At 50.1% G+C, this 12,862-nt stretch carries 15 protein-coding genes; 3 read left to right on the plus strand and 12 right to left on the minus strand.

Going from position 1 to position 12,862, the window contains the following annotated elements; translation table 11 throughout:
- The first annotated feature begins 120 nt into the window (after positions 1-120).
- Positions 121-1,020: a phosphoribulokinase gene (locus C2M29_RS01170; protein ID WP_105187972.1), complete on the plus strand. Its 900-nt coding sequence runs from the start codon at positions 121-123 to the stop codon at positions 1,018-1,020.
- 17 nt (positions 1,021-1,037) lie between these two features.
- On the opposite strand, the gene speD is transcribed toward C2M29_RS01170, so the two are convergent.
- From speD to rpe, 11 genes are all read right to left on the minus strand, one after another.
- Positions 1,038-1,844 (minus strand): adenosylmethionine decarboxylase, encoded by an 807-nt coding sequence (gene speD / locus C2M29_RS01175; protein WP_105187973.1) that lies wholly within the window; start codon positions 1,842-1,844, stop codon positions 1,038-1,040.
- A 95-nt stretch (positions 1,845-1,939) separates the two neighbouring features.
- Positions 1,940-2,347 carry an OsmC family protein gene (locus tag C2M29_RS01180; RefSeq protein ID WP_105187974.1) on the minus strand — a complete coding sequence of 136 codons (408 nt, stop codon included), beginning with the start codon at positions 2,345-2,347 and terminating at the stop codon, positions 1,940-1,942.
- 93 nt (positions 2,348-2,440) lie between these two features.
- A complete protein-coding gene (locus C2M29_RS01185; protein WP_105187975.1) occupies positions 2,441-2,809 on the minus strand; it encodes a DUF3802 family protein in 369 nt (122 codons plus the stop codon).
- Between the two features lie 118 nt (positions 2,810-2,927).
- A complete protein-coding gene (astD, locus tag C2M29_RS01190; protein ID WP_105187976.1) occupies positions 2,928-4,397 on the minus strand; it encodes a succinylglutamate-semialdehyde dehydrogenase in 1,470 nt (489 codons plus the stop codon).
- Positions 4,398-4,409: 12 nt separating this feature from the next.
- Complete coding sequence (gene astA, locus C2M29_RS01195; RefSeq protein ID WP_105187977.1) at positions 4,410-5,429, minus strand: arginine N-succinyltransferase; 1,020 nt, start codon at positions 5,427-5,429, stop codon at positions 4,410-4,412.
- A 106-nt stretch (positions 5,430-5,535) separates the two neighbouring features.
- Entirely contained in the window at positions 5,536-6,735 is a 1,200-nt protein-coding gene (locus C2M29_RS01200; protein WP_105187978.1) for an aspartate aminotransferase family protein, read from the minus strand.
- A 351-nt stretch (positions 6,736-7,086) separates the two neighbouring features.
- Positions 7,087-8,247 (minus strand): HDOD domain-containing protein, encoded by a 1,161-nt coding sequence (locus C2M29_RS01205; protein ID WP_105187979.1) that lies wholly within the window; start codon positions 8,245-8,247, stop codon positions 7,087-7,089.
- Positions 8,248-8,257: 10 nt separating this feature from the next.
- A complete protein-coding gene (locus tag C2M29_RS01210; protein ID WP_105188101.1) occupies positions 8,258-8,839 on the minus strand; it encodes an anthranilate synthase component II in 582 nt (193 codons plus the stop codon).
- 70 nt (positions 8,840-8,909) lie between these two features.
- Positions 8,910-9,914 carry a tryptophan--tRNA ligase gene (gene trpS / locus C2M29_RS01215; protein ID WP_105187980.1) on the minus strand — a complete coding sequence of 335 codons (1,005 nt, stop codon included), beginning with the start codon at positions 9,912-9,914 and terminating at the stop codon, positions 8,910-8,912.
- Positions 9,915-9,930: 16 nt separating this feature from the next.
- A complete protein-coding gene (locus C2M29_RS01220) occupies positions 9,931-10,593 on the minus strand; it encodes an HAD-IA family hydrolase (RefSeq protein WP_105187981.1) in 663 nt (220 codons plus the stop codon).
- A complete protein-coding gene (gene rpe, locus C2M29_RS01225) occupies positions 10,590-11,264 on the minus strand; it encodes a ribulose-phosphate 3-epimerase (protein ID WP_105187982.1) in 675 nt (224 codons plus the stop codon). The genes C2M29_RS01220 and rpe overlap by 4 nt, the downstream gene beginning before the upstream one ends.
- A gap of 257 nt (positions 11,265-11,521) precedes the next feature.
- Here rpe and C2M29_RS01230 point away from each other — a divergent pair, with 257 nt between their 5' ends.
- Positions 11,522-11,830, plus strand: coding sequence for a hypothetical protein (locus C2M29_RS01230; RefSeq protein ID WP_105187983.1), 309 nt, complete (start codon positions 11,522-11,524; stop codon positions 11,828-11,830).
- Between the two features lie 12 nt (positions 11,831-11,842).
- Complete coding sequence (locus C2M29_RS01235; RefSeq protein WP_105187984.1) at positions 11,843-12,022, plus strand: DUF2970 domain-containing protein; 180 nt, start codon at positions 11,843-11,845, stop codon at positions 12,020-12,022.
- Here the strand turns inward: C2M29_RS01235 and C2M29_RS01240 are convergent.
- Positions 11,978-12,856 (minus strand): Dam family site-specific DNA-(adenine-N6)-methyltransferase, encoded by an 879-nt coding sequence (locus C2M29_RS01240; protein ID WP_105187985.1) that lies wholly within the window; start codon positions 12,854-12,856, stop codon positions 11,978-11,980. The genes C2M29_RS01235 and C2M29_RS01240 overlap by 45 nt on opposite strands.
- Positions 12,857-12,862: the final 6 nt, after the last annotated feature.

The following is a 12,862-nucleotide window of genomic DNA, read 5'->3' on the forward strand; positions in this document are numbered from 1 at the left end:
TTTTGCTCTTAAACTTACCGCCCTATACTAGCGTGAAATCCGCTTTCGGCAAACTGCGGCCTTGATTTAACAGGGAACCCCCTTTATAAAGGGTATTTGAGTTAACAAACGATTAATCTTATGTCGGCCAAACATCCCATTGTCGCGATTACCGGTTCTTCAGGTGCTGGCACTACCACCACCACCAATGCCATTAAGCATATTTTCCGCAGCCTAGACGTCAATGCCGCATTTATCGAAGGCGATAGCTTCCACCGCTATACCCGTCCCGAAATGGATAAAAAAATACGCGAAGCAGAGCAACAGGGCCGGCATATCAGTTATTTCGGCCGCGAGGCCAATGATTTTGCCGCCCTTGAAAAGCTATTTACCAACTACGGTGAAACCGGCAGCGGCAAGGTCCGTCGTTATCTACACACCTTCGACGAAGCCGTACCCTACAACCAGCTACCGGGAACCTTCACGCCCTGGCAGGATTTAGAAAGCGGCACCGACCTGATGTTCTATGAGGGCTTACACGGCGGTGTGGTGGATGAAGAGCATGACGTGGCTAAACATGTTGACCTCTTGATTGGCATGGTGCCCATCATCAATCTAGAGTGGATACAAAAACTGATCCGCGATACCTCGGAGCGAGGCCATTCCCGAGAGGCGGTCATGGACTCCATACTGCGCAGCATGGATGATTATGTTAATCACATCACCCCGCAATTCTCGCGCACCCATATTAACTTTCAGCGCGTGCCCACCGTCGATACCTCCAACCCTTTTAGTGCCAAAGATATCCCCTCACTGGATGAGAGCTTTGTGGTGATCCGTTTTCGCGGTATCGACAGCGTCGACTTCCCTTATTTTCTACAGATGATAGATGGCAGCTTTATGTCGCGAATGAACACACTGGTGGTGCCCGGTGGTAAGATGGGTTTGGCGATGGAGTTGTTGCTGACGCCGCTGATCAAAGAGTTGTTAGTTAAAAAGCGTGCCTTAGAGCATTTAGCACCAGCCGATTTACCTATCTAGCTGGTGCTCTAAGTGACTTATGCGTCAGGAAGGTTACGACCGTAGAAGATCTCCTGGATCTCGCGGTTTAAACGCTCACGGATTTCTTCCTGCTCGCTTGCTTCAAGCTCATCGGTGGTCACACCGAACAGGTAGGTATTGAGATCCGTTTCCTTAAGCATCATCTTGGTGTGGAACAGGTTTTCCTGGTACACATTCACGTCCATCATCTGATACAACTCTTTGGTATCGTCGGTCATGTAATTCTGAATCGAATTAATGGCATGGTCGATATAATGCTTAACACCGTTGACGTCGCGAGTAAAACCGCGCACACGGTAGTCGATAGTAACCACGTCCGACTCCAACGAGTGGATCAGGAAGTTCAACGCTTTCAGCGGCGAAATAATGCCACAAGTCGACACTTCGATGTCGGCACGGAAGGTACAGATACCATCATGCGGGTGCGACTCCGGATAGGTGTGCACACAAATATGGCTTTTATCCAAGTGCGCAACCACAGACTCAGGCAATGGCCCCGGCGTTTCTTCGCTGTCAAAGCTCTGTTCGTCTACCGGCTCTTCCGAGATCAGAATAGTTACACTGGCCCCTTGAGGGTCGTAATCCTGACGGGCAACATTAAGAATATTGGCGCCAATAATGTCAACGACTTCACCAAGAATGTCCGTAAGACGATCAGCACTGTATTGCTCATCAATATATTCGATGTATTCTTTACGTTGTTGCTCTGTTTTTGCATAGCAAATATCGTAAATACTAAAACTTAAGCTTTTGGTTAAGTTATTAAAACCATGGAGCTTAATTTTATCAAAGGGCTTGTTCACTATAAACCAACCTCAAACCTAGTCACAAAAGCCACTCAGGGACTCAAAAAAGAGCGCGGATTTTAGCCTAATTTGGCCCCCTTAAAAAGTACTTTTTAAACGATTTCTTTTACTTCAAAACTATGGGTTATTTGCACCGACTTTTCCAGCATAATCGCCACCGAACAATACTTATCTGCCGACAATGATACTGCGCGCTCAACATGCTTCTCGCTCACTTCGGTCCCGGTAACAATAAAGTGCAAATTAACCTTGGTAAACACGCGTGGTGTTGTCTCGGCACGTTCACCGCTTAACTGCACCTGCACACCGCTTACCTGCTGGCGAGCCTTCTTTAAAATGCTCACTACATCCACCGATGAACATGCGCCCGCCGACATTAATACCATTTCCATCGGCGACGGCGCCTTAGGATCACTGCCGGTATCAAACACCACGTTGTGGCCAGAATGAGAAGTACCAATAAAGGTGTCGCCATCGACCCACTTAACGTTTGCTTGCATGTTAACCTCGTTGTTTAAATTAAAATCTCAGCGATTGTAAAACAGCGCGCCGGTGAAGCAAACCGGCATTTATCACTGCTGCGATGATTGCCCCTAAGCGCAGGACGAACGCTCATCAACCCCTGCGGCAATGGCATTATCGAAGAGATTTTTTACCAAACCGGCAAACTCATCGATAAAGGCGCGTTGCTCTCGGGTTACTGGTTGGTTCAAGACCCGACTCAGCACCTCCTGCAGGTCATAGACGATACCATCCACCTCACGCACTATTTGCCCCCGCTGCTCGGTATCGAGCTCACAGTGCTGCTGACAAAGCAGCATCACGTGCTCGGCTATCACATCCTCTATTAAGGCCATGACACTCGGTGCATTCGCTTCCACCACACCGGGCTTTTCAAATAGCGCTAAATTTTGTGTCAGGTACATGATCAGCTCATCATACCCGGGTTGCTCAAGTACCATTAAGCACCTAATACATATAGGAAATGCACTAGATTTAACCAGAAAGCCCTGACAAAAGCCAGTGTGCCCCTAAAAGACAAAAAGCAGCCGAAGCTGCTTTTTCATTCAGAATACACTCTTAATCCAGGCTTAGACCCGGACTTAGTTTTTCCGGCAGAGTAAGCTGCTCTAGCTCTACCGAGGCAACCGGGTATGCACAGTAGTCGGCTGCATAGTAGGCACTGGCTCTGTGGTTGCCCGAGGCACCGATACCACCGAATGGTGCCGCACTTGAGGCGCCGGTGATAGGACGGTTCCAGTTGACGATACCGGCACGAATACGACGCAAGAAGTATTCATAGTCCGCTTCGTTGTCACCCAGTAGGCCGGCAGACAAACCATAGGCGGTGTCGTTGGCTTTCTCAATAGCGCTATCGAAGTCGCTGTAGCGGAATACCTTAAGCAGAGGGCCAAAGTGCTCATCATCCGGGAAATCACTGACCGAGGTACACTCAATAATACCCGGAGTAACAAAACCGGTGCCCGCGGTATGGGTAAGCTCCAGCAAAGGCTGAGCACCCAGCTCAATCAGCTGTTGCTGCGCCGCCACCATGCCCTTGGCCGCTGCCTCGGAAATCATCGAACCCATAAACGGCTGATCGGCGGCGTCATAGTCGCCAACCTTAATGTTTTTAGTAGCGCTAAGCAGCTGCGCCAAAATCGCATCACCCAACTCGCCTTCAGGCAAGAAGAGCTTACGCGCACAGGTACAGCGTTGACCGCTGGAAATAAAGGCCGACTGGATAATATCGTGCACCGCCGCCTTGATATCGCTGACATCTTTGACGATCAGCGGGTTGTTGCCACCCATTTCCAAGGCCAGGATTTTGCCCGGCTGGCCGGCAAATTGCTCATGCAGGATATGACCGGTGCGCGACGAGCCGGTAAAGAATAGACCGTCGATACCCGGGTGTGACGCCAACGCCTTACCGGTTTCAACTTCACCCTGAACCAGGTTGATTACGCCATCCGGCAGACCCGCCTGTTGCCATAGTTTCAAAGTAAACTCAGCCACTGCTGGAGTCAGCTCAGATGGTTTAAATACCACAGTGTTGCCCGCCAAAAGCGCAGGCACTATGTGGCCATTAGGTAAGTGACCCGGGAAGTTATAAGGGCCGAATACCGCTACCACACCATGGGCACGGTGGCGAATCACAGCTTTCCCGACCGGCATGGCATTTTCTACCGTGCCGGTGCGCTCATTATAGGCTTTTTCTGAAATCGCTACCTTGCCCACCATGGCGGCGGCTTCGGTGCGCGTTTCCCATAATGGCTTACCGGTTTCCTGAGCGATAATAACCGCCAGTTCTTCACTGTTCGCCTTAAGCTGCTCGGCGAAGGCCTGCACTACGGCCAGGCGCTCGGCAAAGGTTTTATCCGACCAAGGGATAAAAGCGGCACGCGCCGCCACAACGGCGTCATTCACCTGCTCGGCAGTGGCGCTATTGGCCTGCCAAAGTAGTTGATTATTAGCCGGATTTACCGAGCTAATGGCATGGCCTTGGCCCGTAAGCCACTGACCATTAATAAATTGTGCTGGATGAGACATAACTATGACTCCTTATAATGCTGCCACGCACACAGTATCGCCGCTGCTCACTTTGAGCGCATCGGCGGTGCTTTGCGTTAAAATAATCTCGGCGTCATCGCCACCATCAAGATCCACTTCAACCACCAGGGCACGGTAGTCTTCGATGCTTTGATTGGCTACCATCACCGCGCTGTTCCCCTGGCTTTCACCGATCACTACGGTGCGCAGGCCGCTATTGATAATGGTACGAATATTGTCGACCTTGGCTTCTACCGTAGGACCGGCATCGAAAATATCGACATAGCCGTTAAAGGTGAAACCTTCGCTTTTCAGCAATTCAATGGCCGGACGCGTATTGGTATGAACCTGGCCCACAACCTGCTGCGCTTCTTTGCTCAGCAAGTTAACGTAGATTGGGTATTTTGGCATCAACTCGGCAATAAACACCTTCTGACCAATGCCGGTTAGGTAATCGGCGGTGGGGAAGTCCATGCAGAAGAAGTGCTCTTCGAGCCACTGCCAGAACGGGCTGTTACCCTGCTCGTCGGATACCCCACGCATTTCGGCGATCACTGTGTCGGCAAAACGTTCGCGATGTTGGTTAATGAACAAGAAGCGCGACTTCGACAGTAGCTTGCCATTAAACTTATGCCGATACTTTTCCTTCAGGAACAGCGTACACAGTTCGGTGGCTCCGGTGTAATCGTTACATAGGGTAAGGATATCAACCGCCTTGTACACTCCAAGAGTGCGTGACGAATGAATGACCTTGGAGAGGTGGTAGTGATAAAACGCATCATCTAGGCCCACCGCCGCTTCAATGCCACAGGTACCGGCAATTTCACCGGTTTCGCTATCTTCTAGAACAAACAAGTATCCCTCATCGCCGGCTTTTGCGGTCGGCTTGGCGAAGGATTCAATAGAACGGGTGATCTTATTCTGCAACAACTCTTCATTCAGTGGCAGCGAGGTAAAACCATGCCCCGACTCCTCGGCGATAACGAGCAGTTCTTGATAATCTTGTTGTCGGATTGGGCGAAGAACCATCATAGATCCGCTTACTCCCTAAAGGTTAAAACCATAACGAGCCAGGCACCGCCCACGCGGCACCGGGCTTCAAATTGACAGGCGTAATCTTAACGCCGCAATGAAGTGCTTAAACTAAGCTGGCAACCGCTTTTTCAAAGCGCGCCATGCCTTCGCGAATGTCTTCTTCGCTGATCACCAATGACGGGGTGAAACGCACCACGTCGGCACCGGCAACCAGTGACATCAGACCCTGCTCCATGCTGGCAACAAGGAATTCACGGGCACGCCCTTTAAACTTATCGTTGACTACCGCACCAATAAGCAAGCCCTGGCCACGCACTTCACTGAAAACATCGTACTTAGCATTGATGTCATTTAGTAGTTGCTTAAATAACGCTTCTTTTTCTTTCACGCCATCGAGTACGGCTCGGTCGTTAATGGTGTCGAAAGCGGCTTCCGCTACCGCACACGCCAGCGGGTTACCGCCGTAGGTTGAGCCATGAGTACCCGGCTTAAGGTGCTTAGCGATCTCTTTGGTCGTTAACATGGCACCGATTGGGAAACCACCACCCAGGGCTTTCGCCGAGCTCATGATGTCTGGAGTAACACCCAGACCCTGATAGGCATAAAGCTCACCGGTACGGCCCACACCCGTTTGTACTTCATCGAAAATAAGTAAGGCATTGTGCTTATCACACAACTCACGCACACCCTTCACAAAGTCTGCTTCAGGAGCAATGATACCGCCCTCACCCTGCAGTGGCTCCATCATGACCGCACAGGTGTTGTCATCAATTAGTGATTTGAATGTTTCTAAGTCGTTGTAATCACAGTGCACGATATCACCCGGCTTAGGACCAAAACCGTCCGAATAGGCGGCCTGACCACCAACGGTTACGGTAAAGAAGGTACGACCGTGGAAGCCCTTGTTAAAGGCGATGATTTTTGATTTTTGTGCACCGAAGTTTTCAAGGGCCCAGCGGCGAGCTAGTTTTAATGCCGCTTCGTTGGCCTCGGCACCCGAGTTAGCAAAATAAACCTGCTCGGCAAATGTGGCGTCGGTCATTTTCTTCGCCAGGCGCAATGCCGGCTCATTGGTCCAGATATTAGACAGGTGCCAGATCTTCTCGCCCTGCTCTTTTAATGCAGCAACCAGGGCCGGATGGCAATGGCCTAAACAGTTAACCGCAATACCACCGGCAAAGTCGATAAACTCTCGGCCTTCCTGGTCCCATACGCGCGCGCCCTTGCCACGTACCGGGATCACTTCCGATGGGTTGTAGTTAGGTACCATTACTTCATCAAATAAAGCGCGATTAACTGTCATTTTATTTCCTCATTGAGTCTGACGTTAAGTGTGGGCTGAGCCGGTAGTCTGGGACCTTAAAGCTGTGCAACACCCTTAACAAGGCTATGAAATCCGCCTTAGTGGCGACGGACAAAGCACTACATGAATACCCTTATTATTTCAGAAAAAGGCCATAAAGTCTCATGCAAAGCTTTCATGCAGACCGCGTAAATACAGGCATTGAGGGTAGATTTTCACCTTGAGTGAATAACTATTTTAGCTCGATTGAGGGGGAAGCCATATGGCACGAGTTACGGCCGTCAAAGGGCATACTGAACGGCATTTGAATGAATATACGTAAAAAATTTACAAAATATTTTCAGTAGCGGCCTATTTTGCGTCAATTTGCTGGGCCACACCGCCAAAATTAATAGTCGATAAGCACTTTAGTTGAGGATTTTTAAGGTCAAGGTAGCTAAACCATAACTGCCGCTCATCGGCTGCAAGTAATTGATGTTGCTGCAACCAATGCGTCTGACAATAGCCATCGGCCTGCACTAAGGTCTTAGCCACACCACTAAGCTGATGCGGTTCCGCCAGGGCAATGTCATCAAACACGGCGTTAAGGTTGAGGTGCTCTAAGCCCATCTTTTCGATTAAGCGTCGAGTAACCTCAAGGGCCCGCTCGCAAAATAGGTTACGTAAGTAATGGGGATCGGGCTCCAGGATGAGCAGCGCATCGTGCAGGGCTTTTTTACCTTCACCGTGGGCCAGAGTCACCTGATGTTGCCAAACCTGCTGAAAGATACGCAGATAAATCCGCGTCAGCGCCACCCGTCCCAGCTCCATCAAGAGGGCGCCAACATAGGCGGTGTAGGTATCTTGCTGCTCCAGTTCGGCCAGTTCAAACGCACAGGTAGCGCGGCTCAAGGCCGCTTCGCCGAGCTTGCGCTTCAGCAAGGGAAAGGGTTCACTGCTATGAGGAAGCCAATGGCGCAGGGCAGATTTGGGCAGGATCCACTTCAGTTTTTCCAGGCCCAAATAGCGCAATGCCAGTGCCGGTGTATCAATTTTCACCGCGCGCTCATTACCGTCCTGGCGAAGGTGCGACTGGTTTACCAAGGTGACTAGGTCCCGCGCCAACCAGCTTAGGTGTTTTACCAGGGGCTCTAGGCGGTTAATGCTGACGCTCTTGCTGGCGAGCAGATCAATAAGCGCCACCGTTGCATCATCTATGCCCAGCACCTCGGTGTAGAGGTGATCGAGTTCATCGAGCTGCGACTCAATTTCTGTTTCGATTAGGGAGTGTAAGTTAGTACTCACCTTTGCACGCAACAGCTCTAACTTTGAGCTGGCTTTTTGCCGCTGCGCTAAAGCAACCTGCTCCACCGCCAGCAAGGTGCGCTGCAACAGGGGTTCACTCGAATGACCAGTCGTGGCTGTGCTCAAACCCAGTTGCCGTTGGGCAAACGCATGCCCAAGCAATAGATCATTACCGCGTCGCTCTAAGGCGCGGATGTGCTGACTGACTTGCTGAGCGTGCGTTTCCATGAACTGATCGTTAATGAGCGTCGATAAATTGTTTTAGCATGTCTAACCCGTGCGCCGTTAAAATGGCTTCCGGATGGAACTGAATCCCTTCTAATGCCTTGTCGGTATGCAGTAACCCCATGATTTCATCCATCGCACCCTGCTCATCCTCGGTCCAGGCGGTAATTTGTAACTCGGCAGGCAAACTCTCCGGTGCCACCACCAGGGAGTGATAACGGCATACCTCAATACGCTCACCTAGCTCGGTGAAAACACCCTGTTGCGAGGTACGGATCATCGAGGTTTTGCCATGCATTACCTGCTTGGCGCGCACCACCTGAGCCCCTAGGGCCTGAGCTATAGTCTGATGACCCAGACAAACGCCAAGGATGGGAATAATACCTTGGAAACGGCGCACCACATCGAGGCAAATACCCGCTTCATTGGGGCTGCATGGCCCGGGAGAAAGAACGATATGATCGGGTTTAAGCGCTTGAATATCGGCCAGGGAAAGCTCATCGTTGCGCTTTACCAGCACCTCCTGGTCAAGACGCTGGAAATACTGCACCAAGTTAAAGGTAAATGAGTCGTAATTGTCGATCATTAATAACATGGAATCTTCCACTAAAAAGCCAAGCATTCTTGATGCTTGGCTTTGGTTTTCTCTATTGCAGCCCTAACCGTTAGGGGCGCGGAATAAAGCCAAGAGCATCGTACACCGCCTTCAATGTAGGCGCGGCTTTCGCTCTGGCCTTCTCGGCGCCGCTGCGCATGATTTGGTCCAATAACGCCTGATCAGCACGGATCTCTTTAAAGCGCTGTTGAATCGGCTCGATCATCGCCACCACGGCATCGGCGGTGTCCTTCTTCAGGTGACCATACATCTTGTCTTCGTATTCAGGTACCAAGTCATCGATAGAACGTTTGGTTGCCACAGACAGTAAGGTCAACAAGTTAGATACACCCGGCTTTTCTTCGCGGTCAAAATAAATACGCGCTTGCTCGTCAGAATCGGTCACCGCTTTTTTCAGCTTTTTCTCGATCTTCTTCGGCTCGTCCAGAAGCATGATGTAACCATTTGGATTTTCATCCGACTTTGACATCTTCTTCAACGGATCCTGCAGACTCATTACCCGCGCACCAAGCTCTGGAATATAGGGCTCAGGCAGCTTAAATACCTCACCATAGAGGTTATTAAAACGCGTAGCGATATCCCGTGTCAGCTCCAGATGCTGCTTCTGGTCTTCGCCCACAGGCACTTGATCCGCTTGATACAGGAGGATATCGGCGGCCTGCAATACCGGGTAAGCAAATAAGCCCACATTGACGTTATTGGCATGTTTGGCCGACTTATCCTTGAACTGAGTCATGCGGTTAAGCTCGCCCATTTGCGCGTAACAGTTCAATACCCAGGCCAGTTGTGCATGCTCTGGCACCTGAGATTGTACAAATAACGCCGCCTTTTCCGGGTCGATACCACAGGCCGCATAAAGAGCCACGCCGTCTAGCACGCGAGAGCGCAGTACTTCAGGCTCCTGGCGGATAGTGATGGCATGGAGGTCAACCAGCATAAAGTAACTTTCATGATGCTCTTGTAAGCTAAGCCACTGGTTAATGGCGCCAACATAATTGCCGATTGTCATACCACCTGTTGGCTGAATGCCGCTTAACACTACTGGTTTACTCATGATGTTCCTTTATTGCTTATCGATTAATGGCGGTGATTATATCTAAGAATTGGTCACAGAGGTACTGTGGATTGTACTGGCGCAGATCCTCGCCCTGATGATAACCGCCGCTCAGCGCCAAGGCATCCATGGCCGCTGCCTGTGCCGCCAATAGATCCGATTTCGAGTCGCCGATCATCAGACACTGAGACGGTTCAGCCCCCAACTGTTGGCAGGCCTTAAGCAGGGGTTCTGGCGACGGCTTTTTCTCGCCGTCATCGCCACAGACAACCGCCTGAAAATGACTGGCAATCCCCAACTGTTGCAATAACGCCTCGGTAAAGCGGCGGGCCTTGTTGGTGACTACCGCCTTGGGCGTTGCGGCAAAGGCCGCCAACACGGTTTCCACATGAGGATAAAGCTGCGAATACTGCCCCAAAACTTCAAGATAATGTTTGCAGAACAGGTCATTGGCACGGCTAATTTCCTGCTCCGTTAGCAGCGGGTTAGGCTCCATATCACCGCTAAGCGAGCGCACCACAAGCTGCTCTATGCCATTACCGACAAACTGGCTGACCATGGCGTGAGAGATCACCGGACGGGCCAGGTCGGTGAGCATTAAGTTCACCGCCATGTACATGTCCGGCACGCTGTCGACCAGGGTGCCATCGAGATCAAATATCAGCGCTTGATATTTCACTGGGCAACCTTGGCTAATTCATCGCGCATTTGCTCGATCACCACCTGATAGTCGGGCTGGTTGAAAATAGCAGAGCCGGCCACAAACATGTCGGCACCGGCGGCCGCCACTTCGGCAATGTTATCTACCTTCACGCCACCATCTACCTCAAGACGAATATCACGACCACTGGCATCGATCATGGCGCGTACCTGCTTAAGCTTTTCCAGGGTATGGGGAATAAAGCTCTGACCGCCAAATCCCGGGTTAACCGACATCAACAAAATAACATCTAGCTTATCGATCACATGCTCAATAATATGCAGCGGCGTCGCCGGATTAAATACCAGACCAGCCTGACAGCCATGCTCTTTGATCAAGGCAAGGGTACGATCCACATGTTCGCTGGCCTCGGGATGGAAGGTAATAATGCTGGCACCGGCCTTGGCAAATTCGGGGATCAGGCTGTCGACCGGCTTAACCATTAGGTGCACATCTATCGGTGCGGTGATACCGTAATCTCTGAGTGCCTTACAAACCATGGGGCCGAACGTCAAATTAGGCACATAGTGATTATCCATCACATCAAAATGCACAACATCGGCACCGGCCGAAATAACACGCTCTACGTCTTCACCAAGACGGGCAAAGTCGGCGGAAAGGATCGAGGGCGCGATCAGGTAGTCTTTCATAATACTGCTCCTTTGAACGGGGCCTATACTTTAACGAAAAATACTCGCGGATGTTAGCGTATGTTTATATTTGCGTAGGAATAGCTAGATTCAGGCGAATTATTTAGAAACAAAAAGTTAACGCCATTTCGTTAACATAAAATAAACATTACACCCTTGTTTTTAAAGTAAAAAGCTTGATTATTTCTAAAAGTTCAGTTGTTTTTTTGTACAACTTTGAGTAAGCTCTAGGGACTACTTAAGGATCGGAGAGGGATATGTTGTTAGGGCTGAAAAAACATACGTTGTTAGCAGGCGTTACTTCTGCTGCTGTCATTGTTGGCACCTATGGTATCCAATCTGGCTCCTCAATAAACTCTGACTCATACAGCCAATGCATTTGCGACACAAATGCGTTTGGTGAGCGCACGCAAGATTGCGCTAGCCCCGAGGGTGAACAATCCTGGTTTTCTTGGTTTGCAGGCGATAGCCGCAGTGCCCAGTTTCATTATTTAGACTTGTTGGAGTTACTCAGCCGTAGCGACAACAAAGAAAACGCACGGCAATTCTCCAGCAGCTCCTACTAAGCAGAGGCTATCATGTGGTCACAAATTCAAACTGTGGTCGCGGCTTTCTTTGGTGTACAAAGCGACGCCAAACGTCAACAAGACTTTAGCAATCATAACCCCAAGGTTATCATCGCCCTCGCCATAGTGCTGTTTATTCTCTTTGTCTTAGCCGTGTTTGGCTTGGTTCAACTGGTATTGGCGACCGGATAAATACATTGCCATCAATTCGCTCACCTTATTGCGGCCATTGCCTTTGGGACTAATGGTGCGCTTTACCCGCAACACATCAATATCCGCCTGCTCGTAGATCTTTCGTGTCCACAGCGTATCGTGATTGGAAATCAGCACCGAGGTTTTCTGGGTACCGGCGGCGTATTCAGCCAGGTTGGCCAGATTAGCCTGATCGTCCAGATTAAAACCGCCTTTGGCATAACTGGTAAAGGAGGCTGTTTTACTGAGCGGTACATAGGGTGGATCGCAATACACCACGGCATCTTGCGGTAATGAGGCAAAAACCTCGCGATAGCTTAAACAGGTAAAGGTAGCCAGCTGCGCCTTTTCGGCAAAAAAGTACATTTCCGCTTCAGGGAAATAGGGCTTTTTATACTTACCAAAGGGCACATTAAAAATGCCTTTTAGGTTATAGCGACACAAGCCATTGTAGCCATGGCGGTTCATATAGAGGAATAAAATAGCGCGCTCATAGGCATCACGGCTTTCGTTAAAGCGTGCTCGCAAGCCATAATACACATCGGCGTCATTGTTGAGTTCGGTAAACAGCTTACGCGCGTCGCTAATAAACTCATCAGGAGCATGCGCTAATTCTTTGTAGAGGTTGATTAGATCGGCATTAATATCATTAAGTACATAGTGCTTAAAATTGGTATTAAGAAACACCGAGCCGGCACCAACAAAGGGTTCAACGAGCGTAGATGCAGAGCTGCCGGTGAGCTCCTGGGCTTGATCCAAACGCTTAGCGATATCTTCGACCAAACTGTATTTGCCGCCCGCCCATTTCAGGAAAGCACGGGTTTTCTTTTGCATCTATTC

Source organism: Pseudoalteromonas sp. T1lg48, from assembly GCF_002964785.1.
Lineage (GTDB): Bacteria > Pseudomonadota > Gammaproteobacteria > Enterobacterales > Alteromonadaceae > Pseudoalteromonas.